Annotated in this window: 13 protein-coding genes and 1 tRNA gene; 9 read left to right on the plus strand and 5 right to left on the minus strand. The window is 42.8% G+C overall.

Annotated elements, in window-relative coordinates:
• Positions 1–282: 282 nt before the first annotated feature.
• The gene (locus P0106_RS03055; RefSeq protein ID WP_473730427.1) at positions 283–4,791 is read right to left on the minus strand and encodes a hypothetical protein; all 4,509 of its coding nucleotides are present in this window, start codon (positions 4,789–4,791) and stop codon (positions 283–285) included.
• A 401-nt stretch (positions 4,792–5,192) separates the two neighbouring features.
• On the opposite strand from P0106_RS03055, the gene P0106_RS03060 reads away from it, so the two are divergent.
• From P0106_RS03060 to P0106_RS03085, 6 genes are all read left to right on the plus strand, one after another.
• Positions 5,193–6,572 (plus strand): MFS transporter, encoded by a 1,380-nt coding sequence (locus P0106_RS03060; RefSeq protein WP_004113044.1) that lies wholly within the window; start codon positions 5,193–5,195, stop codon positions 6,570–6,572.
• Positions 6,573–6,953: 381 nt separating this feature from the next.
• The gene (locus P0106_RS03065) at positions 6,954–7,097 is read left to right on the plus strand and encodes a hypothetical protein (RefSeq protein ID WP_004113042.1); all 144 of its coding nucleotides are present in this window, start codon (positions 6,954–6,956) and stop codon (positions 7,095–7,097) included.
• Between the two features lie 147 nt (positions 7,098–7,244).
• The gene (locus tag P0106_RS03070) at positions 7,245–9,224 is read left to right on the plus strand and encodes a ribonuclease J (RefSeq protein ID WP_004114505.1); all 1,980 of its coding nucleotides are present in this window, start codon (positions 7,245–7,247) and stop codon (positions 9,222–9,224) included.
• Positions 9,225–9,262: 38 nt separating this feature from the next.
• Positions 9,263–11,875, plus strand: coding sequence for an aminopeptidase N (gene pepN, locus P0106_RS03075; RefSeq protein ID WP_473730428.1), 2,613 nt, complete (start codon positions 9,263–9,265; stop codon positions 11,873–11,875).
• A gap of 134 nt (positions 11,876–12,009) precedes the next feature.
• Positions 12,010–13,590, plus strand: coding sequence for an aminopeptidase P family protein (locus tag P0106_RS03080; protein WP_473730458.1), 1,581 nt, complete (start codon positions 12,010–12,012; stop codon positions 13,588–13,590).
• Between the two features lie 249 nt (positions 13,591–13,839).
• A complete protein-coding gene (locus P0106_RS03085; RefSeq protein ID WP_032841172.1) occupies positions 13,840–14,736 on the plus strand; it encodes a carbohydrate kinase family protein in 897 nt (298 codons plus the stop codon).
• Positions 14,737–14,847: 111 nt separating this feature from the next.
• On the opposite strand, the gene P0106_RS03090 is transcribed toward P0106_RS03085, so the two are convergent.
• Together P0106_RS03090 and P0106_RS03095 are read right to left on the minus strand one after the other, a co-directional pair.
• Positions 14,848–14,921 (minus strand) — tRNA-Ile (locus P0106_RS03090).
• Between the two features lie 158 nt (positions 14,922–15,079).
• On the minus strand, positions 15,080–15,778 hold the full coding sequence (locus P0106_RS03095; protein ID WP_473730429.1) for an ECF transporter S component: 699 nt from the start codon (positions 15,776–15,778) through the stop codon (positions 15,080–15,082).
• 497 nt (positions 15,779–16,275) lie between these two features.
• Between P0106_RS03095 and P0106_RS03100 the strand changes: the two genes are divergently transcribed.
• A complete protein-coding gene (locus tag P0106_RS03100) occupies positions 16,276–17,730 on the plus strand; it encodes a bifunctional folylpolyglutamate synthase/dihydrofolate synthase (protein ID WP_473730430.1) in 1,455 nt (484 codons plus the stop codon).
• A gap of 38 nt (positions 17,731–17,768) precedes the next feature.
• On the opposite strand, the gene P0106_RS03105 is transcribed toward P0106_RS03100, so the two are convergent.
• Entirely contained in the window at positions 17,769–19,562 is a 1,794-nt protein-coding gene (locus tag P0106_RS03105) for a UDP-N-acetylmuramoyl-L-alanyl-D-glutamate--2,6-diaminopimelate ligase (protein WP_415706715.1), read from the minus strand.
• A gap of 21 nt (positions 19,563–19,583) precedes the next feature.
• Positions 19,584–20,354, minus strand: a complete 771-nt coding sequence (locus P0106_RS03110; protein ID WP_004113025.1) for an exonuclease domain-containing protein — start codon at positions 20,352–20,354, stop codon at positions 19,584–19,586.
• Positions 20,355–20,680: 326 nt separating this feature from the next.
• Here P0106_RS03110 and galT point away from each other — a divergent pair, with 326 nt between their 5' ends.
• Both galT and galK read left to right on the plus strand, forming a co-directional pair.
• On the plus strand, positions 20,681–22,033 hold the full coding sequence (galT, locus tag P0106_RS03115) for a galactose-1-phosphate uridylyltransferase (RefSeq protein ID WP_473730431.1): 1,353 nt from the start codon (positions 20,681–20,683) through the stop codon (positions 22,031–22,033).
• 190 nt (positions 22,034–22,223) lie between these two features.
• The gene (galK, locus tag P0106_RS03120; protein ID WP_075038673.1) at positions 22,224–23,501 is read left to right on the plus strand and encodes a galactokinase; all 1,278 of its coding nucleotides are present in this window, start codon (positions 22,224–22,226) and stop codon (positions 23,499–23,501) included.

The following is a 23,501-nucleotide window of genomic DNA, read 5'->3' on the forward strand; positions in this document are numbered from 1 at the left end:
AGGCAATTCGGAGCGCTGAGCTTGCTTAAGGTTGAAAGCACGGTGTGCTTTCAACGCGAGCGAAGACGTTCGCGCGGCTAATCCGTGTGAACGATGTGACGGGTTTTGTTGTTCGACACGCCGTAAATCGCTACAAAGTGCGTCGTTTTTCCGCATTTTGTTGCTGATTTTCGTGTGTAGAGCTACAAAAAGCGGGATCGTGTGCAGATACAAAAAACCGCGGAAGACTAGTCAATTATAAGACCAGTTAACCGCGGTTTTATTTTTGTTTTTTAGTTTTGATTATGCGCGACGATGGCGAGCGAAGTAAGTGCCGCCTCCGATTGCTGCGATTCCTGCAACAACAGCCGCTAGAGCTGCAACAACCTTAAGCGTAGTGTTGTTGGATGCGCTTTGCGCGCCGTCTTGTGTGCCGCCAGAAGCTTGAGCGTTCTTAGACTCATCCTTGGATTCACTAGATTCACTCTTGGAATCATTCTTGGATTCGCTCTTAGACTTGCTCTTTGCAGAATCCTTTGCATCGTTCTTTGCATTATCATTATTGGACTCGCTATTAGCAGCAGAATCCTTAGCAGCATCTTGTGCTTTAGCAAGATCCTTAGCTGCAGCTTTAGCGCCAGATGCAAGAGCAGCTGCTATGCGGTTAGCGCTGCTTGCGCTAAGAGTGTTAGCGTGCGCTGCGCCTGCAACATTATTCGCTGCAACGCCATTAGCATTTTGAGCGTTTTGAGCGTTTGCACCGTTAGCGCCGTTAGCATCGTTTGCGCTTTGCGATTGTGCAGCTGGAATAGCAGCGTGGAATCCGAGTTGCTCATTTCCGAACAAGTTGTTTGCGTATCCTGCAAGATACTGGTTGTAGTAGTTTTCGAAGGATTCGCTAGAACTCGTGTTGTTGCTCGTACTGCTGCTAGTGTTATTTTGCGTTGCACTAGTTGAACCAGTATTTTGATTAGCATTGCCTGATTCAGTGTTTTGCTCTTGTCTTCCACTGCCAGTGTTGGTATTAGAACCACCTTCATTATGATGTTCCGGTACCACTGGTGGTGCAGGTACTACTGGTTGTGTAGGTGGTGTTGGTACTGGAACAGCCTTGGACAGGCTTTCTGCTGATTTTTGCAACGTGCTAGTAGCAGAACTCAAAGTAGTAGAGCAAGAGTTAAGGGTTGCTAGCATTGTTGTAAAGTTACCAGTTACAGCAGCAAAATTCGCCTGATATGTCACTCGAACTTGTTCAGGAAGAGCAGCTACGGCTGCTGCGAATTCAGTCTTATAAGACTCAACCTTTGTTTTAGCTTGTGTAACCTTAGTTTTAGCAGCTGCAAGAGCAGATTGAGCTTGCGCAACCTTATCTTTAGCTTGCTTAACAGATTCTTTAGCAGCACTAATAGCAGCAATTGCTTTTTCTACATTTTGTTCAGCAGTCTTAACAGCTTCAGCTTTTTCTTTTGCTGTTTGTTTTGCATTCTTAAACTCAGTTTCAGCGCTAGTTTGCTTTTGTTTTGCTGTTTTAAGATCGCTCTGAGCAGTTGCTACCTTTGTTTTAGCAGCTTTAATCTCATTGTCGTGCTTTTGTATTGCTGCAGCAAATCCAGATATCTTTTCAGTTAACGCAGTAACCTTCTTATTTGCTGCCTCAAGAGCTTCAACAGCACTATTTTTAGCTTTGATTGCATCTTGAACAGCCTGCTGTGCTTGATTAACCTTCTGCTTAGCTTGTGTAACAGCCTGAGTTAACTCTCCATCAATCTTATTCTTTTGAAGTTGAGCATCATTTTTTGCTGCATCAGCAGCTGTCTTAGCTTGTTTAGCAGTCTGCTCCAGAGTTTTGGCTTTTTCTTTCAGCTGATCGAGCTCACCTTGAAGATTTTGAATCTGCTTATTGCGCTCTTCACTAGTCTGCTGAGCTGCAGTCTGAGCCTTCTGCTCAGCTTCTTTATACTTCTGCTGCGCACTTGTAGCTTCAGTATTTAACCTATTAGCTGTTTCTTGAACTTGTGTTAAAGCTTTATTTGCTTCTTGAACATCAGTTTTAGCCTTTTCAAACTCCGTATTTGCTTTTGCAACAGCAGTCTTAAGCTTTTCTACTTCAGATTTTTTGGAATCAGCAGTGCTTATTGAATTAGTAATATTAGTAATTTTAGATTCTATTTTTTTCACTTCAGATTTTGCTTGACTAAGAAGTCGATTAACAGTCTCTTGCGTAGCTGCCCACGTTACATCAGTTTGGCTATAGTACGCAACAAGTTCTTGAGCTTTTTGCTTAAGAACATCAAGTGCGTTCTTTTCCTGATCTTGCAAACCAGCTTCAGGTTTAGCGGCATCTGCAGCGTCTAAGTTGTTAGCATCGCTCATGTTCAAGTCATAATGCAATTTACGAAGCTCATACTTTTTAACAAACAAATCGTAGTTTGCTTTATTTGCTTCAGCATTCAGCTTGTTTATAGCGTCATTCTCTTGCAACTCTGCCTTAGCGCTTTCACCAAGGCTACTCTCGTAATTAGCAAGAAGCTCTTTATATTTAGCAACGCTAATCGAAGATTCGTTGCTTCCGTGCCATACAGCTACATCTCCTACAACATCTTCTTTGCTAACTGTAGACTTTCCGTTTACTGTGGTTGTTGTTGTAACTTCTTGCAAGCTTAAGTCGCTTTCAGCGAATCCGCCAGCAGTAATATCTTTGCTAGCAAAATTCGTGTAATGACCCACAGATTCCAAGAAAATGCCCTTGAGTTTACTATTATCATCAGCAGACTCAAACAACTTAGTATCTGGATTCTGCCGCATGTATCGACCCAAATCATAACGATGTTCTTTAAGAACCTTTTTACCAGCATCAGAAATCTTATGAGTTACTTCACTACCTTTTTCGCCAGTTACAAACGTTCCTTCAACAGCCTTGTCGTAACGCTCTTTTTCAACCGTATACCAGCCGCTAAGAGCGTTATATTTTTCAGCATCTACAGAGCAAGACGTATTGCCATTTTCTGTTATATGGCAACTTCCATACTCCTGATTCTTATGTTCGCTAGAGTCTCCGTCGTAATTGCCCCACGCAAGATTTTCTGTAGCATTGTACGGGTTAGTTTTCATCACTTCGCTACTCTTATAACCAGGGTGGTTTATTGCATGATCATGATTTGCACCAGAATAGAAGGAGTTTACAATTGACTCTGCAATCAAGCTAAGACGCACGTTAACAGCGCCCAAAGTTGCTTTGTCTTCAGTACTTGCGCTGTTTTTATCGCTATCTTCTTTGCGTAACTTGTTGAGTGCCTCGTAGTAAGTTGCAGCTTCCTTCATATTTTGCAATGAATCCGCGCCGCCAACTTTACCGAGTTTTACAAGATCCTTATACCACATAGGAACTTCTATAACGTGGTCTAGAACATTTTCTGTTTTGTCTCCGTTCTGGACTTGCTTCATGATTTCAACTCTTTCACCGTTCAAAATCTGCTTAGCGCGCTGAGCGTCTGCAAGAAGAGCTTTATCTTCTTTGCTAGTAGAATTTTTATAAGTTTTAATCACATAATCCAAGAATCCATCAAAGTTTGCTGTAGTTGTAGAAGCATTTTTAGCAGCTTCATCTGCAGCATTCTTAGCGTCTTTCACAGCTTTTTCTGTATCGCTCAACTTCTTAGCGTCTGGGTTCTTTTCAAGCGCGTCTTCTGCTGAGTTGAGATTCTTTCCAGCGTTATCTAAATCGTTTTGCTTATTTTTAGCTTCTTTGTCTTTCTTATCCTCATCTGCCTTAGCATTTTTAGCTTTTTGTTCAGCTTCAGATGCTTCACGCTTAAGTCTTTCTACTTCTTCGTTAGTGGTAGTAGTCGGATTATTTAGAGCATCAATCTTATTTTGCTTTTCTTGCTGCTCTTTTTTGTTATTTTCAACAGCGAGATCTGCTTGTTCTTGTTTTGTTTTGGCTCTATCAGCTATATCATCTAAACGAGCTTGTTCCTTCTTTTCGTTTTCTAACTTTTCTTGTGCTTCCTTTAATTTTTTGTCGTAATCGTTTTTCTCGTCTTGCTTAGATTCTAAAGTTCCTTTTGCTTTTTCTAAAGCTGTGTTTTTATCAGTAACATTATTTTCAGCGGTTTTCTTTTCTTCTTCAGCCGCAGCCTGTTCGTTCTCGGCTTTCTTCTTTGCTTCTTCAGCTGCAGTCTGCTTAGCTTGCTCGTCTTTTAAAGCCTTATCTTTTGCAGCTACATCGCCTGCAGCTTCTTCAGCTACTTTCTCTTTGGCGTTAACTTCATTGTTAGCTGCGTTTAAATTGTTGTCAGCTTCGGTCTTTTCTTTATCTGCTTTATCTTTTGACTTGTTAGCAGCATTTAAACCATTCTGAGCTTCTTCGGCAGTGTTCTTGGCTTCAGTTGCCTTTTCGTTTGCTTGCTTAACTTCATTGTCTGCTGTAGTTACATCTTTTTGAGCGTCTTCACTCTTGGACTTTGCATCCTTTATAGCTTGTTCTGCAGCTTCATTTTTCTTTTCTTCTGGCTTCGTTCCCTCGCTATTTCCACCGCCTTGATGGACTGCAGGAGTGCTGCCAGGTTGATTCTGCTCAGAATTACCACCTTGATTTGTGTTTCCAGGATTTGTGCTTCCAGGTTGAGGATTTTGACTACCTGAATTGCCACCAGGATTTGTGTTTCCAGGTTGTGGAGCCTGTACAACAGGTGGCGTATTGGTATCAGAATTTGGTGGAGTAACTGTTTCAGCGTTGGCAACACCTGCCATGCCGAATAATGCAAGAGAACTTGCGCCTAAAGATATTGCTACGGCAAGCTTAGCGTTCATAACTAACCTCTCCTCTTTTCTAATGATTAAAATCGTAGACTCTGCTATTTAAACAAGATTTTGTGCGAGAATCGCAATTTTTTGTTCGCTTCCATTGCGATCTTTTTTAAACCTTGCTTCATACGAAAATAGTATACAGCTCTACGGGGGGGGGGTATCAAGTTTTCAATGCGATTTTATCAAATACCTATGGATTAACGTTCGAATCGACGATTTCGATCTGCATAATGCGCGAACGATTTTCCCGCTTTTGTTTCCCCAATCGATCAAAAAGGGAACAAACACGGGAAAATCAAAACATCAATCTGCAAACTTTGACGCCATAATGTAGACTAGAAAGATACTCAAAAATCAATCATGTTAAGCACGTTAAACGCGTACAAATTTTAAGGGAAGTGAATATGTCATCGAAATCGGCGCAGCAAAAGTCTTCGCCTATGTCAAATTATGCAAGATTGTTCTCTTTTGAAGGAACGCGAGCGTTTTGCATATCTGGAGCAATAGCAAGGCTGCCTATTTCGATGATGGGTTTAGGAATCGTTCTTGCACTAAACCACATTTACAACAATTGGACTATTGCAGGCACTATGAGTGCCGCATACGTGCTATCACAAGCAGCCGTAACGCCATTATATGCAAAGTTTTTTGATAGATTTGGTCAAAGAAAAGTTGGAACACTTGCTCTAAGCGCGCAAGTTGTAGCTATGCTATCTTTTGCTGTTGCAGCGCTAATACGTGTACCCTTGCCAATACTTTTTGTGCTTGCAATCTTAATGGGAGTTACGCAATTTGCGTTCGGCGCGCTTGTTAGAACGCGCTGGGCATACACACTTAAAAGTCAAAGCGACGATACGTTACTAAACGTTGCATATGCGCTTGAATCTGGAATTGACGAGATTGTGTTTATTTTCGGACCAATTCTTGCAGCATGGCTTGCCACTAGCGTTCACCCTGTATCTCAACTTTTTGTGCCGGTTTTAGCAAGTGGACTAGGTGGAGCGTGGTTCTTATCACTTAAAAACACACAGCCAGCGGTTATTAAAATCGTGCAAGTAGAAAGCGCGCCTAAATACGACGAAGACGTGCAAAATGCAATAAGCGAGCAAAGCGAAAACGTACAAAACACACATAAAAGCAACAACACTACAAAGCTTATAGACAGGCTTTCACTTAAACAACTCAAAAACAAAAATCGTAAGAAGAAGCCTAAAAACGTTCTTCTTTACCGCGGAATCATACCACTTGTTGTTATGTTCCTTGTTTTTAATATGAGTTTTAGCGCTTTTGACGTATCTGTTACTGCAGCAATGCGCGCGCAAGGATTAGACAAATTAATCGGCTTGCAACTTGCGCTGTTTGCATGCGGATCTTTAGTTGGAGCTGTTATTTTTGGTTCGCACAAATTCCGCGGATCTAATTGGTCTCATCTAATCGTGTTTTTAAGCCTTCTTACTATTGGCTTTATTCTTATGAACATTAACTTAGATAGACTCGTGCTTTTAAGCATTTTTGAGCTTTTAAGCGGACTATGTGTTTCTCCGATTTTTGCAACTGGAAATCTTATTGTTAAAGACACGATTCCTGAGCACTCGCTTACCGAAGGATTATCGTGGCTGCCAACGGCATCTGCAACTGGCGCTTCTCTTGGATCAATGGTCGCGGGCTTTGCGATTGACGCGTGGAGTTCGCACGGCGGAATGATGGTTCCGTGGATTTCTACGCTTGTTGCAATTCCAATCGCGTCAATTGGGTGGATTATTGTAACACGCAAACAACACTGACGCTTTTCATACTAAAAGGGGTATATGCCACAGCCAAAAAACGTTACAAATGTCTCATCACCGAGACGAATGTAACAAATCTTAGCCAAAAGTGTTACAAATATCTCATGCGCGAGACATATATAACAAATCTGACCCGAAAAGCGTTACAAATGCCTCACCGATAATACAAATGTAACGAATCCGCATATCTCGCAACAGCAAACAGAGAATTACCCTTGCGTGCTACGCTCTAAGCGCGACAACCTGTCTGAGTGTTTAAAGCGTAGCACGAAGGCAATTCGGAGTATTATCTTTTGCAAAAAAGTATTGTAGAATTAGGAATAATAGGTTTTTATAACAAAACAATAAACAATAAACAAGAATTTTAGAAGGTGTGTAATGTTTGGTTCAGATTTATTCGCAGCAGCAGGCTTTGCTGACATTCAATCAGGCTCCGCAATTTTAGGTTCAATGATTTTCGCAATCGTTGTAGTACTAATCGGCATCGGAATCAAGATTTGGAAAAAATACGGTAAGCATTAGAGTTTACGCTTTAACACACGTTTCAACACACGCTTTAACATTTTGACTTTAGCTTTAGCTTTATAGGTTATTTACGACAAATTCAAAGCGATTTGCTTCATATTTTTAAGTGTTAATCCGTTGAGGCGTAACGCTACAATGGATTAGATGAGTAAGACAACGATGCAATTGACGGATGAGATTCTTGCAGAAATTGTAGACTCTGTAAAAACCTCCCAACCTTCAAAAATAACGAATAAAAAGTCAAATAAAACTGTGAAAAAAGAAAAAACAACTAATACAAGTAAAAAAAGCAATAAAACAAGCGATAACAAGATTAACGATAACAATATCGAATCTTTGAAAGCAAGCAAAAAAATCAAAAATACGCAAAGTTCTAAAAGTTCTAAAATAGTTAAAAACGCGCTTCCACCAGTGGTAAACGATCAGCGCGATGGTGCGTTAATCGCTCCGCCAAAATATCGCAAGGGGTCAATGAGAATTGTTCCACTTGGCGGATTGGGCGAAATCGGAAGAAATATGAACGTTATAGAATACAACGGTCATATTCTGCTTATAGACTGCGGAGTGCTTTTCCCAGAAGAAGAGCAGCCGGGCGTAGACCTGATTTTGCCAGATTTTCACTACATTCAAAACAGGTTAGATAAAGTAGATGCTCTGGTACTTACGCACGGACATGAAGACCATATTGGTGGCGTGCCATATTTGCTAAAAATGCGTCCAGACATTCCTCTAATCGGATCTAAATTAACACTCGCTTTTGTTGAAGCAAAATGTGCAGAACACAGAATCAACCCAAAAATGATTCATGTAGAAGGCAGAGACAAGCTAAAAATAGGTCCTTTTAATTTGGAGTTTATTAGCGTAACACACTCCATTCCAGACGCTCTTGCAGTGTGTGTAAAAACGCCAGCAGGAACGCTTATTGATACGGGAGATATAAAGCTAGATCAGCTTCCACTAGACCATAGGCTTACTGATTTAGTTGAATTCGGAAAGCTTGGCGAACAGGGAATTGACTTATTAATGGCGGATTCCACAAATGCCGAGGTTCCAGGATTCGTTAAGCCAGAAACCACTATTGGACCAGCTTTGGATCGTGCATTTGCGGAAGCCACTCGCAAAATAATCGTCGCAAGCTTCTCTAGCCATGTTCACCGCGTTCAGCAAGTCGTAGACGCTGCACACAAGTATGGTCGAAAAGTTGTGTTCGTTGGGCGCTCAATGGTTAGAAATATGTCTATTGCGGCAGATCTCGGCTACTTGCATATTCCAGAAAATACTGTTGTAGATTTAAAGCAAGCAAAAGATATTCAAGACGACAAGCTTGTGTATATGTGCACAGGATCTCAAGGCGAACCAATGGCAGCTCTTGGGCGAATAGCAGACGGAATACACAAAGATATTACAGTTAATGAGCTTGATACCGTAATTCTTGCAAGCTCACTAATCCCAGGAAACGAGCATGAAGTTTACAAAGTAATCAACAAGCTTGTACAAATGGGCGCTCGCGTAATCAACAAAGATAATGCTGCGATTCATGTTTCTGGTCATTGCAATGAGGGTGAGTTGCTCTACTTGTACAACATTGTTAAGCCAAAATGCGCTATGCCAATTCACGGCGAACACAGGCATCTTGTGGCAAACGGTTCGATTGCTGTTAAAACAGGCGTGGATCCTAAAAATGTTGTTTTGGCGGAAGATGGAGATGTTGTGGACTTGTACCACGGAAACGCCGCCGTTGTTGGATCTGTGCCATGCGGATACGTGTATGTTGATGGCGATTCCGTTGGCGAGCTTACAGACGAAGAGCTGGAAAAGCGCAGAATCCTTGGCACAGAAGGATTTGTGTCTAGCTTTATAGTGGTAAATACAGATAGCGCAGATGTTGTAGCTGGTCCAAAAATCTACTTGAATGCTGTTGCAGAAGACGAGTCTGATTTTGAAAAAGTTCGATCTCAAATTGTTTTCCAGCTTCAAGATGCCATGATGCACGGCGAGAAAGACACGTATAAGCTTCAGCAGATTATGCGAAGAACGCTTGGAAGTTGGATTGCGCGTGCGTTGCGTAGGAAGCCAATGATTGTGCCAGTAGTAGCAAATATTTCAGAAAATAATCAAGAATAAGGAAAATATAAAGGAAAATAAGAAAAAGGAAGGTAAATATGCCAGGAGCAAATCTGACTCGCGTAGAAGCAGCGGAACGTTTTAGCGCAATTCAAATGCCAATTCACTACGATGTTGCGCTTGATTTAGGCAAAGGGGGACGCGATTTTAAGTCGCACACAAAGATTGAGTTTGATGCTAAAGCTGGTGGAACAAGCTTCCTCGATTTGATTGCAAACAGCGTTGAATCAGTTGTGCTCAATGGAGCATCTCTTGATGTTTCTGAGGTTTTTGCAAACAGCCGAATTGAGCTAGCAAATCTGCTTGAGCATAATACCGTAGAAGTTGTAGCAAACTGCCAATATTCCAACACGGGCGAGGGATTGCACAGAAGCGTGGATCCTTCCGACGGCAACGTGTATTTGTACACTCAGTTCGAGGTTCCGGACGCTCGCCGCGTTTACGCAGTGTTTGATCAGCCAGATTTGAAGGCTGTTTTTGATTTTAGCGTGGATGCTCCAGAAAGCTGGATTGTGACTTCCAACATGCCAGTTAAGAGCGAAACTGCGATTGAAGGCCGCGAGACGGAAGACGGCACTTTGGAAAATGGCGCTGTAGAAGGAATGAAGCGCTGGGTGTTTGAGTCAACTCCAAAAATGAGCTCCTACTTAACTGCGATTTGCGCAGGACCTTACGCAGAATGGCACACGTCTTACAACAACGAAGACGGTCGCGTAGTGCCAATGGCAATGTATTGCCGTCAGGCGCTTAAAGACGCTTTTGCAAAAGACGTTGACTACTTGTTCGATATTACGAAGAAAGGTTTTGCTTTCTACGCTAAGACTTGGGGAGTGCCATACCCGTACGCAAAGTACGATCAGATTTACGTGCCAGAATATAACGCTGGAGCTATGGAAAACATTGGCATGGTTACAATTCGCGACCAATACGTGTTTGAATCCAAGGTTACGGACGCTTATGCTGAGCGCCGCGTTGTAACAGTTTTGCACGAGCTTGCACACATGTGGTTTGGCGATTACGTAACAATGAAGTGGTGGAATGACTTGTGGCTTAACGAGTCTTTTGCTGAGTTTACGTCTACTCTTGCAACTGCTGAAGCAACCGAATGGCATGACGCTTGGAGCACTTTCAACTCCGGCGAAAAAAGCTGGGCGCTTAATCAAGATCAGCTTCCAACAACCCACCCAATCGTTGCTCCAATCAACGATTTGAACGACACTTCCGTTAACTTCGACGGCATCACTTACGCAAAGGGCGCTTCCGTATTAAAGCAACTCGTAGCGTACGTTGGTCGCGAAAAGTTCTTTGAAGGAATCCACAATTACTTGAGCAAGCATGCATACAGCAACGCAACTTTGGCTGATTTATTGCACGAGTTGGAGCTTACAAGCGGACGCGATCTTAAGGCTTGGAGTGCTCAGTGGCTTGAAAAAGCTGGAATTAACACGATTTCCACCGAAGTCGAAGAAGCAGGTGACGGCACTATTGCTTCCTTGCGTTTGCGCCAGAGCGCGCCAGAAGAGCATCCAGTTTTGCGCGCACACCGCTTGGCTGTTGGATTCTACAATGTAGATGAAGCAACTGGCGAAATTAAGCGCACAAAGCGAATCGAACTAGATGTTGACGGCGAAGTGACGGAAGTTGTTGAAGCTCGCGGCGAAAAAATGCCAGCGCTTATTCTTGTAAACGATGACGACTTGACTTACACAAAGTTACGTTTCGACGAAAAGTCGCTTGAATTTGCCGCAGAAAATCTTTACCGCTTTAAGGATTCTTTGACTCGCTCGCTTATTTGGCTCGCATTGTGGGATATGACTCGAGACGCAGAATTCCCAGCAGAACGCTTCGTGGAACTCAGCCTTAAAGCCTTTGCCACCGAGCGCGAATCAACTACTTTCCGCTATGCTCTTGGTCAAGTAAAGGTAACTGCAAGCCACTACGTTGTTCCAGAGCGCCAAGCAGAAGTCGCAAAGCATGTAGCTCACGAACTCTGGCAGTTGGCTTTGGCAGCTTCTGCAGGTTCCGACGAGCAATTCCAGTTGCTCAAGGCTTATCTTGGCTACGGCGAAGTTGGAGATGCTGAGTTTGTGCGCGTAGCTAACGGATTACTTGACGGTTCCGTGAGTTTGGAAGGCTTGGAAATCGACAACGACTTGCGCTGGAGCATTCTTATTGCGCTCGCAGGTGTGAACGCTTTGGACGAAGCTGGAATTGACGCGGAACTTAAAAAGCGCGACACGACTGAGAATCGCGAATACGCATATCAAGCTCATGCGGCTCGTTCAACTGCAGAAGCTAAGGATTGGGCTTTTGAACAGGCTTTGCGCAATCTCGATTTGACTAATATGCAAATGGGTGCTGTGGTTGCTGGCTTTGCAAGCACTGCTAAAGGAGATTTAGTTAAGCCTTATGTTGAGCGCTATTTTGCTGAAGTTGAGTGGATTTGGAAGAATCGCACATTCCACATGGCTGAAACTTTGATTGAAGGCTTGTATCCAAATTATGCGGATGTAGACGAGTTAGTTGAGCGCGGACAGCTATGGCTTGATGAGCATAAGGATGCGGATCAGGCTTTGTGTCGCATGGTTCTCGGCAAGCTCGATTCTTCTCGTCGCACGCTTAAGGTGCAGCATTACAACGCTTCGCTTTAGTCTTTTGCAAGTTAATGGCGATGTTCAATGTACATTCCTAATAAGAAAATAAGAAGATGTAGATTGAATCTAAGTTGATTAAAGATTAAGTTGATTAAATATTAAAATCAAGGAGTCGCAAGATGGCAGAAGATATGCGTCAATCAACACCAACAATACATGGCGAGCAGCTTAATGCGGATGGTACGCAGAAAGCGCAAGACCGCGTAAACAATCGATCTTTGCGCCCAAACAGCGACTCCTTTAAAGAGTTTATGACCAGTGGCTGGGATAACCAGGAGCCACAAATCGAACCGCTTGAGTCCTCAAAGTACACGCCAGCGCGTCTAGAAGCGCTTGGCAAGAGATTCCCAGGCGAGCGCCTTGTTATCCCAGCAGGTCAGCCAAAAGTACGCAATAACGATTGCGACTACGCTTTTAGACCAGACACAACGTTCGCATACTACACTGGCTTGGGTCAAGATTATGAAGCTGGTGCCGTGCTTGTGCTTGAACCAGTGCAAGCATGCAGCGACGAGGAAGCAGCTGGCAAAACACACGTTCCTCAGCTATTTGTTGCCCCACGCGCAGACAATAGTACTGCCGCATTCTACAAAGACCCACACTATGGCGAATACTGGGTTGGTCCTCGCGCAGGACTTAAAGAGCTTAAGGCTATGACAGGCATTGAAACGCGTGATATTGCGGAGCTTGATGAAGCAATCGCAAAAAACGTTAGCGACGATAATAGCTCTGCCGAAAGCGTGCGTGTGCGAATTGTGCGAGAAGCGGACTCCGATTTAACAGCACGTGTAGATGCTTTAAGAGAAGCGAGCGGATTTAGCGACGAAGATGCAAATATTGCCGCAGACGATAAGTTGCATGAAGTAGCAGCCGAAGCTCGTATGCTTAAAGATGCTTACGAGATTGGTGAAATGCGCAAAGCTGTTGCTTCTACAAAGTTAGGCTTTGATCGCATGCTTACGCGTTTACCTCAAGCTTTAGGCAAAGAGCATTCTGAGCGCATGATTGAAGGTGCTTTTAACTCCGTTGCTCGAGAAGTTGGCAACGAGGTTGGCTACGATACGATTGTTGCTTCTGGAAAGCACGCTCCAATTTTGCATTGGATGCGCAACACGGGCGTGGTTTCTAGCGGGGATCTTCTTTTGATTGATGCAGGCGTAGAAGTCAACAGCCTTTACACTGCAGACATTACGCGAACCTTCCCAACAAACGGCAAGTTCACGGATTTGCAAAAGAAGCTTTACCAGTGCGTTCTCGACGCTCAGCAAGCTGGTTTTGAGGCTGCTAAGCCAGGCGCCACTTACAGCGATATTCACCACGCTTGCATGCGCGTGCTTGCAGAGCATTTGCACGAGTGGGGTATTCTAAAGGTTAGCGTTGAAGAATCACTTTCGCCGCAAGGTCAGCAGCATCGCCGCTGGCATGCGTGTGGTGTTGCTCACCACTTGGGTTTGGATGTTCACGATTGCGCTCAAGCTCGCTACGAGGCGTATCAGGGTGCGAAGATTACTCCAGGAATGATTTTCACAATCGAGCCTGGCTTGTACTTTGCTGCCAACGATCTTATGCTTCCGCCAGAAATGCGCGGAATTGGAATCCGCATTGAAGACGATGTTTTGATGACGGAGAATGGTCCTGAATGGCTTTCTATCGATATTCCTAAGCAGATTGATGATGTAGAGGCTTGGATGGCTCAGCGCGCGTCAAAGTAACGCGCAGCAGGGCAACTTTTTTCGATGAGATTAGTGCCACTTTTCTTATAATTTCGGCGGAAAAGTGGCAACTAACCGTTGAGTTGTAAAGTTCAAAATCCTAAAGACCCAATTTATCTAATCTTAACGCAATAATGTTGTTATATCGCTTTGTTATAACAGCATTATTTTATTATCGGCGTGCTGCGGGTAAAAATGTTGAATCAACAAGTTGTAGCCAAAATCATTGATGCTCTTGAAAGGAATATAATGACTAAGCCAATCGTTCTTTCGCTTGGAGAACTACTGTGGGATTTGCTCCCACAAGGAAAACGAGTTGGAGGTGCTCCAGCCAACTTTGCGTATCACGCGCAATGCAATGGAGCAGAAAGCTATGTTATTAGTGCGGTTGGAGAAGATTCTCTCGGTGATGAACTTGTTGAAGAAGTTAAAAAAGCAGGGATCAAGCACGTTATTCAGCGCAATGCTTGGCCAACTAGCACAGTAGATGTGGAACTTAAAAATGGCATTCCAGAATACACGATTGTGCGAAACATTGCGTGGGACCATATTGTTTATACGCGAGAACTTGTAGACCTTGTTAGCAAAGCAGACGCGATTTGCTTTGGCACTCTTAGCTTAAGATCGCAAGAAACGCACGACACTGTTTTGGAGCTTTTAAAGCACACTAAGCCAAACGCCATGAAGTTCTTTGACATTAACATTCGTAGTGATCATTATTCAAAAGATTTAATTGATGCTCTGCTCAAAGAGGCTACTGTTTTTAAGCTTAACGATTCTGAGCTGCTTCTTCTTAGAGACATGTTCAATATTCGCGAAACTTCAGACAATGAGGCTTGCAAATGGTTCCAGGCGCGCTACGGCTTGGATTATGTGATTTTGACTGGCGGATCTACTTTTAGCACAATCTTTACTAAGACGGGAGAAAGCTCCACATATCCGACCCCTCATGTGGAAGTTAATGACACAGTTGGCGCTGGCGATTCGTTCTCTGGTACTTTTACTGCAAGGATTTTGGCTGGCGATTCGCTTAAAGACGCGCATCGTGCTGCGATTAACACTGCTGCGTATGTCTGCACTCAGGCTGGAGCGTGGCCAGAATATCCGAGCGAAATCCCAGACTATCTTGCTAAAGCAGGGCTATAGGCTGTAAGAATATAAACAAAAAGCTTCAACTTGTAAGAAGAATTAGGATAATCCTAAGAATCAAACGAGTTGAAGCTTTACTGTTTTATTTTCTATTTTCTATTTTTCTAGTGGGGCCTCAGGGGCTTGAACCCTGGACCGGCGGATTATGAGTCCGCTGCTCTAACCGACTGAGCTAAAGCCCCACGCTAACAAAGTCAGCAACGACTAGATTAGCACACACCCATAAACGTTTAACACGCTATGCGACACGATTTATATACAATGCGTATTGCAATGAATGCTTATTTGGTCTGGCTAATCTAGTCGCTAGTTTGGTCGCCAGCTGTTTTAGCGCAAATAATTATGCTACTGTAGCTTGTCCTCTTCCAGAAGCGAAATTACTCAAAGCTCCAGTCTTACGAACTGCAACGAACAAAATCCAAGGAATAATTCCAGCAATCACAATACCGCTTATAAACTCACAAATCATGTGAATTGTTAGATAATTTACAGACTTACCTTGGTAAATTACGAACATCAAATAAATACCATATTCAATAGCTGTAAGACCACCAGCAATAACGCTTAAGGTAAGGTTATACTTCTTATATTTGGCAATCGCAAAAGGAATTTCGCTAAACACAGCTTGTAAAGCGGCAGAAGCAAGAACCATGAATGCGGAGAATTGTTGACCAAGAATATTTTCGAATACAGCACCAAGAACATTAACATAAATCGCAGCACCAGGCTTACGAATCAAAAGAAGAGCAAGAGGACCAGACATGTACCAAACGCCATGCAAAATGCTTCCAAAACCAGGCAAAACCGTTCGCAAAATAGGTGAAATCTGGGAGAAGAACACAATCGTAAAGCCCCAGTAGATTACACCAAACAAAGCAGCTAAAGCAGCTCCAAGTGATATATCTGCCACTCGCCAGCGAAGACTGCTAATTATTGTAGGCGTAACTTCTTCTTGATTTTGAGATTTGTCTGTTATAGGCGTGCTGGATTGCGTGTAATTTGATTCATTATTTGATTCATTATTGAAAATATCACTCATAAGAGTCCCTTAACTACTAGATGCTGCGTATTGTAATTTCTTTAAAATCGTTTCTTGACCTACGCAGCCTGGGCGGAAACGACATCGAGTACTCTACCATTTAGTTTCCACTAACACGCCTTTTGGATAATTTTTTGTATGATTTGTAACATTTTTCACTATTGCAGAAATTTATAACGCGCTATAAAGTCGTTTGCGCGATACCGAGCATGGTGGAGATTTGAGATTTTTCGCGGTGCGCGAGGCGTATCGCTCGCGTTATATTTGCATTATGCGCGAGACAAATATAACGAATTTGAGCCAAAAAGCGTTACAAATGCCTCATGAGTGAGATAAATCTAACGAATTTGTAGTGTGTCGCTACTTCGACACGCCGATACGCACTAACAAAAACACTACAGTTACTAATCTAGATAGTTGGAAAAATGAGCATAAGAATGTCGCATATAACGAACACAGCGTATGGCGAGAGTTAAATCAGGGGGAGTACAAACAAAATGTCTATGGAACATCCAAATAGTAGCGGTGAGCGCATTATTGACGTTGAGCGTGATATCATGCGACGCGCTCCAGAGCATAATAAGACGAATCTTGATTTAGACAGAATGCGCCTAATCCTTGATATTTTGGGGCATCCAGAGCAATCGATGCACGTAATTCACATTACTGGCACCAATGGCAAGGGATCCACGGCTCGCATGGCGGAGGCGATTTGCCGCGCATACGGTTTGCGCACGGGTCTTTACACTTCTCCGCATTTGCAGCGCATAAATGAGCGAATCATGATTGATGGTGAGGAAATTAGCGACGACCAGTTCGTTGACGTGTATGATCAAATGAAAGACATTATAGACATGGTTGACGCTCGCATGGACGCCGATGGCAAACCGCGCATGAGCTTTTTTGAGGTGCTTACAGCCATGGCGATTTGGGCTTTTGCCGACGCTCCTGTAGATGTTGCCGTGATGGAAGTTGGCATGGGTGGCGAATGGGATGCCACTAATGTTATGAACGCGGATGCTGCAATTATTGGTCCTGTAGATATGGATCACATGCAATGGCTTGGAAACACGGTTGAAGAGATTGCGCGCACAAAAGCTGGTATTATTAAGCCAAATTGCACTGTGATTTTGGGTCCGCAGCCGCATGAGTCGCAAGTTTTGCCAATTATTCAAGAGGTTGCAAATCGCAATAATGCCAAGCTTTTACGCGATTCATACGATGGGGATGGCGATTTAGATGTTATTTCGCGCACTCCAGCTGTTGGTGGTCAAGTTGCCACTTTGCGCACGCCTTTTGGAACTTATGAAGATGTTCCGATTGACAAGTTTGGTGTGCATCAGGCTCATAATGCGCTTGCGGCGCTTGCTGCTGCGGAGGTTGTTCTGCCTGTAAATGGCGCTTTGGATGGCGATTTGGTTGCCGAGGCTTTGAGCCAAGTTAATGTTCCTGGGCGCATTGAGCAAGTGCGCACTTCTCCGACAATTATTATTGATGGCGGCCACAATGTTAATGCTGCTGAGTCGCTTCGTAAAACAATCGAGGAGAATTATAATTTTGAGCAGCTTATTGGCGTTGTGGCAATGATGGCAGATAAGCAAGTTGAAGAATACTTGGGTGTTCTTGAGCCGATTTTAACGAATATTATTGTTACTCGTAACTCTTGGCGTGATCGCGTTATGGATCCAAAAGATTTGGAGAAGATTGCGGTTAACGTATTTGGCAGAGATCGAGTGATTCGTGTTGACGATCTTCCAGACGCTATTCAAGAAGCTGTGAATCTTGTTGACGAAGACGATGAGCTTGGAGTTGGATACGGACATGGAGTGTTGATTTGCGGCAGTTTTGTTACAGCTGGCGACGCTCGAACTATGCTTATTGAGCGCGTTAATCCAGACTTAAAGAAGCCTAAGGATCAGCGCGCTAATATTCATCCAAACATTGCGAATTGACTTTAGCTAAAGAGAGGTGCTTAGCTAAAGAGAGGTGCTTAGCTGAATAAGCGTTTAATAATAAACGAATCTCCTTCGTAAGGAACATGCTTGTTGTGCACCTTTATCCAGCGTTCGTCGCCCTTTCCGATAGCAAGTATTATGTTGAGTCTGTTGTTCTCTCTCGCATCTTTTCTTGCGTCTTCGACACTGTACTCAATAGCTTCAGCTCTGTTTATAATAATTCGCGATTCAACGTTTGTATTGGTTACGCAAGATTGCATGTATTTGCAAATGTCCATTTCGTCTTCGACATTTGTGTCTTCCTGAGTGAACACAAATTGGCTGATTCGATCTTGTGCAGCTTGAACTATTTCTTTTCTCCTGTCAACGGCTTTGTCTCCAGTGGATCCTGTTACAAGCGTGATTCTAAGATCATTGTTACCGTATTTGTCGTATACGAAGTCGATAACAGATTTTGTGGAAATGTAGTTGTGTGCGTAATCTACTATGGCAACTGTATTGGATTCTGTGTCTTTAAAGACTTCCATTCGCCCTGATATTTGAACGTTTTCTATAGCATGTAGGGCTTTTCGATCTGTGTTCTCGTTTATGCCTAATGCGTTTGCTATTGCAATTGCTGCAGTGGCATTTTCGTAGTTAAAGTCGCCTGCGATTTTTAGATTGAATTTGTCTATAGTTGTGTAATTAGGTACGAATTGTTTTTTGTTTTTCTTGCTTTCGTTGTCTAAAACAGCAACATAATGTTCTTGCGCGTCTGATGAAACTGGCATTGCTACATATTTTGTCCAAATAAGTTCTGGGTATTTTTCGCTCTTTTCGTAAGGGTGAATGTCTGAATTATCGCTGCATTCTGGGCAGTTGCATATGTTTTCGCCCATTTCTTCTTTTCGTACTCTTGAAAATGTTGTGACGTCCACGTATTCGTTTTGTGCGTCTTGGAGTATTAAGTCTGCGTGAGCGCAGTCTGCATTGAGTATAAGCGCGTCAGTGTTTTTTACGATTTGGCGTTTGCAATACAGGTAGTCTTCAAAAGTTGGGTGTTCTATTGGGCTTATGTGGTCTGGGCTTATGTTTAGGAATGCTGCCACATTAAAGTGTAGTCCGTATACTCGGTTTACTTTGTATGCTTGTGATGAAACTTCCATGACTAGGTATTTCATACCGTTTTTTACGGCTTGGCTCATCATGCGAAATGCGTCTAGGCTTTCTGGTGTAGTCAAATTAGATTCAACATATGTTTTTCCATCTAAGCAATTGTCAACGGAGGAGAATAGGGCTGCTTTGCCTTCAGAATGTTCGTTTAAAATTGCATGAGTGAAGTAAGCTGTTGTTGTTTTTCCTTTTGTTCCCGTAATTCCAATAACTCTAAGTCTTTCTTGCGGGTTTCCAAAGAATTCTGATGAAAGCAAGCTCATTGCTTTACGAACGTCTGTTACTATAAGTCCTACTGCATTGGTGTAATCCGCGTAACTTTGCTCGGCAACGTATGTAGTTAAGCCATTTTTATCAGCGTCTTTAAGATATTCTGGCTTAAAATTGCCTTTAATGAACAGAAGAGTGTTTTTCTTAATATCTCGTGAATCGTATGTTATGTGGTTGTATGTTTTTTTGTAGTTTTTAAAATCGTCCGCGTTCATAGACCAGATTTCGTTGCGAATATGCACGAAATCGTTGTTTTCTATGTTGTTTTCTATGCAGTTGTTTTGTTCGTCTGAGTGTTCAGTATTGGTCTGTGGGAGTTTTTGGATAATTTCTCGTAGAAGTCTGTAATTTTTTAAAATTGTGCTTGCGTCTAGCATGTTTAGATGAAGATTTGTTTTTTCGCTCATTTTGTTCCTCTTGATTTTGAATTATAGCCAGTTTCCGCTGCTAGCTGGTTTTCCTTTGGATTTTAGCCACTCGTCGAAGCTGTTTTTCCACTTTGTATACGCTTTGCGTTGCCATGTCATTAAATCGCATAATTCAAGATTTGCAACATCTTCATGTAATTCGCTTATAGGCTTAATCAAGTCTACTGCGGCTACAGTGTCTGCTGTTGCGTCGTGAAAGTCTCCTATTGGCTCTACGCCGTAGAATTGTGTTGTATGCGTAAGTGTTCGCTTGCCTGTGCGCTTAGAAACAGCGCGGTCTATAACTAATGGGTCTACTACAAGAATTTCTCCATCGTTGATTGTGCTATTCGGGCGATTGTTCAGGCTTGTTAAATCCCATTTTTTTAAATCATGCCTTAGCATTTCAACGTCGAAAGGAGCGTTGTATGCAAGCAGTGGAATATTTTTGCTCTGCGCGAGGCTTACCGCCGCAGCCAATGCTTCGATTTCCGCCGTTGGTTCCCCACCGTTTTCTTGTAGGAACTCGTCCGTAAATCCGTTGACTTGGCTTGCTTTTGGATTAATTGGCTTGTGCGGGTTTATTAACCAGGTTGCTATCACGTCATTGTGAGTCTTATTTTGTGGGTTTCTGAGCACAAGAGTTGCTGAACAAATGGAGTCTTCGCCGAGAATTGCGCCCGTTGTTTCTGTGTCGAAACCGAGCAGGAAGGATTGGCTGAGTGGCGTTTTTTCGCTTTGCTGCTGTGTCTCGTTTAGCGCTTCCATAAGCTCGTTAATGTTGTTTGGCATAGTCTTAATCGTAGAATGCGCTGCAGACCCTGAGTTTGTGTTAGTAAATGGTGGATTGTTATTTTTTGTAATGTTTCGTCTATGAGTTATTTAGTGCGAATTTTTGCAAAATATGTAATAAAATGCCCTCAAAGTACACAATTATATGATAGAATAGCATCAAGAACGCTCGTTATGTTACAAAAAGTAACATTTTCTGAGAGTTGAGATGTGCTTTTTGTTTAGGAGTCGTTGTGGATTTACCTTTGCAAAAGCAAAGAAACAAAATAATAAATACAAAATAACAACATAGCAAAAGATTTAAAATCAAAAGGACAAAGGTGTATATGAACATAGACATCAATGACGGATTTAATGACGGACTTGGCGACGGACTTAACGACGTTCAAAATCATCAGAATGCTACTGATAATAATAATGGCGAATATTCTTATAATTCTTATAAGTCATATAAGCAAGGAGAGTATGCTCGCAATCATATTCGCATTACTGCAACGAAATTGTCTGACGGTCGTGACTTTTTCTATCTTGATGATAGCCCAGATTATGTTAGCGGTCTTAAAACGCGCGAATTGAAAGATCCTCGAAAATTAGCGTATAGGTTTGCCTCGCATATTGATGCGGATGGTAATGAAGTGCAGTATGCAGCTCCGCAAATGCGTCAAGATCCTCTTACTGGAGACTGGATTCCTATGTCTACAGCGCGCATGAATAGACCAATCACTGCTGGCCCTGGAGCGCTTACTAAGGGCAATCCGCTTGCCGCTCGCAAACCTGGTTCTGCATATCAAGATGGGGAAGTTCCAGACACTGATTACGATGTTGTGGTTTTTGAAAATCGTTTTCCATCCATGGTTCAAGTTCCTGGTGTAAGCCGTGAACCTCATTATCTTAATGGCAATCCACTATGGAAACAGGCTCCTGCAGCTGGTCGTTGTGAAGTGATTTGCTTCGGACCAGACGAAAATATGTTACCGGCTCAATTGCCAGTATCTCGTTTGCGAACTGTAGTAGAGGCGTGGGCTTTTAGAACGGCTGAAATTAGCCAGATTGATGGCATTGAACAAATATTCCCATTCGAAAATCATGGTGCAGAAATTGGCGTTACTTTAGCTCATCCTCATGGTCAGGTTTATTCTTATCCGTTTATTGCGCCTAGACTTGAGCAAGAATTGCGACATACTCAAGCTTATTTTGAACGCACTGGCAGTAATTTGTTGAAAGATTTAATGCTTTCAGAGATTGATAATGCTTCGCGCATTGTAATGAGAAATCACAGTTGGGTGGCATATGTTCCAGCTGCAGCGCGCTGGCCACTAGAGGTGCATGTTGCTCCAGTTAGAGATGTTCTTTCTTTGGATCAGCTTGATGACCAAGAGCGTTGGGATTTGGCACAAATGTATTCAACATTATTGCGTCGCGGAAACGCATTCTTCGATAAGGGAGATGGATTGGGAATGGATCTTCCATATATTGCAGCATGGCATCAAGCCCCATTGCATGACCCTCGTCGTGAAAATTATCGTCTTAATTTGCAATTCTTCTCATTCCGCAGAGATGTTAACAAAATCAAGTATTTGGCTGGATCTGAGTCTGGTATGGCTGCGTGGGTTTCAGATACTACGCCAGAACTTATCGCACAACGATTCCATGAACTCGGTGCAGTTGACTTAGACTAGTTAAGATAGTTGGGATAATTGGGCTAATTAGGATAATTAGGATAATTAGGATAATTAGGATAATTAGGATAATTAGGATAATTAGGATAATTAGGATAATTAGGATAATTAGGATAATTAGGATAATGTTATTAACTATATTAGTAATATTAAATGTTATTATGATTTGTGAGTACAAAGGAGTGCTATTATGCCAGTATCATTTATTGAAGCAGTGAAGAATGATGATGGTGCCAGACAAGCAACATCACTATTCAGCGAGACTTTTGGCGAATATTGCAGAATGCGTTTGCAAGATAATGGTGGAGTATGGGCAAGCCCTGGACGAGTAAACATTATTGGTGAACACACGGATTATAACGAAGGATTATGCTTGCCTATCGCTCTTCCGCATCGCACTTTTGTTGCGTTGCATCCTAGAAGAGACACAAAAGTTAGAGTAGTTTCAAGCGTTAACCCTATGTCAATCGAACAAGCGGATCTTGATCATCTACATGCTGGAGATGTAAAAGGTTGGGCGGCATACGCTATTGGAGTGGCGTGGGCATTGCGTAAAGCAGGCTACTTAAAGGTACGTGGTTTTGATGCTGCGTTTGTTTCATGCGTTCCGCTTGGATCAGGCTTAAGCTCTTCTGCAGCAATGACATGTTCTATTGCGCTCGCTTTAAGTGATGCATTTGACTTAGGATTATCTGATTCGGATGTTGGGCGCGTGCAGCTTATTCATGCGGCGATTATGGCAGAGAATGAAATGGCTGGAGCTTCAACTGGAGGCTTGGATCAAAATGCTTCTTTGCGATGTGTTGAAGGTAATGCGCTTCTGTTGGACTGCAAGAAAGATTTGACGCCATTACAAAGCGTGAGCCAGCAGCCGTTTGATTTGGCGGCGAATAATCTAGAACTACTGGTTGTAGATACTTGCGCTCCTCATCAGCTTAATGATGGTCAATATGCTGCTCGTCGAATGATGTGTCAAGAGGCTGCTCAAGCGCTTAATGTGTCATCTTTGCGTGCTGTTGCTGATTCTATTTCTAATAGTGAGGATTCACAGCAGACTTTACAAGATACTCTTAATCGAGTGCAGAAACTTGGTGGCGAAACAATGATGAGAAGAGTGCGTCATGTTGTTACGGAAATAAATCGCGTTCGAGAGTTTGTTGAGGCTTTCCATAAAACAGACATTACTCTTGCGGGAGAATTGATGAACCAGTCACATAATTCATTAAGAGATGATTATGAGGTTACTGTTCCAGAACTCGATACTGCTGTTGATGTGGCTCGCAATGAGGGAGCTTATGGCGCTCGCATGACTGGCGGCGGATTTGGTGGTTCCATTATTGCTTTAGTTGATACTAATAGGGCTAAGCCGATTGCTCAGGCTATTGCTGATGAGTTTGCAAAACGTGGTTTTGCTGCTCCGCGCTCTCTTTCGGCTGTACCGTCATCAAGTGGTGAGCGAATTTTGTAG

It is taken from the genome of Gardnerella sp. c11Ua_71 (genome assembly GCF_055818025.1).

Excerpts from the sequence above, each read along its gene's own strand:
- P0106_RS03055 (WP_473730427.1), bottom strand. The coding sequence starts at position 4,791 with ATGAACGCTAAGCTTGCCGTAGCAATATCTTTAGGCGCAAGTTCTCTT.
- P0106_RS03060 (WP_004113044.1), top strand. The coding sequence starts at position 5,193 with ATGTCATCGAAATCGGCGCAGCAAAAGTCTTCGCCTATGTCAAATTAT.
- P0106_RS03065 (WP_004113042.1), top strand. The coding sequence starts at position 6,954 with ATGTTTGGTTCAGATTTATTCGCAGCAGCAGGCTTTGCTGACATTCAA.
- P0106_RS03070 (WP_004114505.1), top strand. The coding sequence starts at position 7,245 with ATGAGTAAGACAACGATGCAATTGACGGATGAGATTCTTGCAGAAATT.
- pepN (WP_473730428.1), top strand. The coding sequence starts at position 9,263 with ATGCCAGGAGCAAATCTGACTCGCGTAGAAGCAGCGGAACGTTTTAGC.
- P0106_RS03080 (WP_473730458.1), top strand. The coding sequence starts at position 12,010 with ATGCGTCAATCAACACCAACAATACATGGCGAGCAGCTTAATGCGGAT.
- P0106_RS03085 (WP_032841172.1), top strand. The coding sequence starts at position 13,840 with ATGACTAAGCCAATCGTTCTTTCGCTTGGAGAACTACTGTGGGATTTG.
- P0106_RS03095 (WP_473730429.1), bottom strand. The coding sequence starts at position 15,778 with ATGAGTGATATTTTCAATAATGAATCAAATAATGAATCAAATTACACG.
- P0106_RS03100 (WP_473730430.1), top strand. The coding sequence starts at position 16,276 with ATGTCTATGGAACATCCAAATAGTAGCGGTGAGCGCATTATTGACGTT.
- P0106_RS03105 (WP_415706715.1), bottom strand. The coding sequence starts at position 19,562 with ATGAGCGAAAAAACAAATCTTCATCTAAACATGCTAGACGCAAGCACA.
- P0106_RS03110 (WP_004113025.1), bottom strand. The coding sequence starts at position 20,354 with ATGCCAAACAACATTAACGAGCTTATGGAAGCGCTAAACGAGACACAG.
- galT (WP_473730431.1), top strand. The coding sequence starts at position 20,681 with ATGAACATAGACATCAATGACGGATTTAATGACGGACTTGGCGACGGA.
- galK (WP_075038673.1), top strand. The coding sequence starts at position 22,224 with ATGCCAGTATCATTTATTGAAGCAGTGAAGAATGATGATGGTGCCAGA.